Raw genomic sequence first — 669 nt, 5'->3', positions numbered from 1 at the left:
TCGACCGTACGGCGCTGGCGCTCCTTGAACTCCTCCGAGGCGGCGACCTTGAAGGAGACCGCCTTGGCCGCGATCACATGCTCCAGCGGCCCGCCCTGGAAGCCCGGGAAGACCGAGGAGTTCAGCTTCTTCGCGAAGGCCTGCCTGGCCAGGATGATGCCGCCGCGCGGGCCACCGAGGGTCTTGTGCGTGGTCGAGGTGACGACATCCGCGTGCTCGACCGGGTTGGGGTGCAGCCCGGCCGCGACCAGGCCGGCGAAGTGGGCCATGTCCACCCACAGGTAGTCGTCCACGTGGTAGGGGACGACGTTGAACTGCTTGCCGGAGAAGTTCAGCCGCATCCCGTGGGTGAGGTGGCCGCCGTGGGCCAGGTCCAGACCGAGGATGGTGTCCCCGGGCTGGGCGAGCGCGAACAGGGCGGCTTGGTTGGCGGAGGCGCCGGAGTGGGGCTGGACGTTGGCGTACTCGGCGCCGAACAGTTCCTTGATCCGGTCGATGGCGATCTGCTCGGCGACGTCGACGTGCTCGCAGCCGCCGTAGTAACGACGGCCCGGATAGCCCTCGGCGTACTTGTTCGTCAGGACCGAGCCCTGCGCCTGCATGACCGCGACCGGCGCGAAGTTCTCGGAGGCGATCATCTCCAGGGTGGACTGCTGGCGCTCCAGCTCG

At 68.6% G+C, this 669-nt stretch carries 1 protein-coding gene; it reads right to left on the bottom strand.

Translation table 11 applies throughout. From position 1 onward, the window contains the following. A partial coding sequence (locus IF78_RS0142915; RefSeq protein WP_031498933.1) for a PLP-dependent aminotransferase family protein occupies positions 1 to 669 on the bottom strand: 669 nt, incomplete at both ends.

It is taken from the genome of Streptomyces bicolor, from assembly GCF_000719285.1.
Lineage (GTDB): Bacteria > Actinomycetota > Actinomycetes > Streptomycetales > Streptomycetaceae > Streptomyces > Streptomyces bicolor.
Note: the sequence above shows the minus strand (reverse complement) of the source record. Positions and strands in the feature narration are given on the sequence as shown.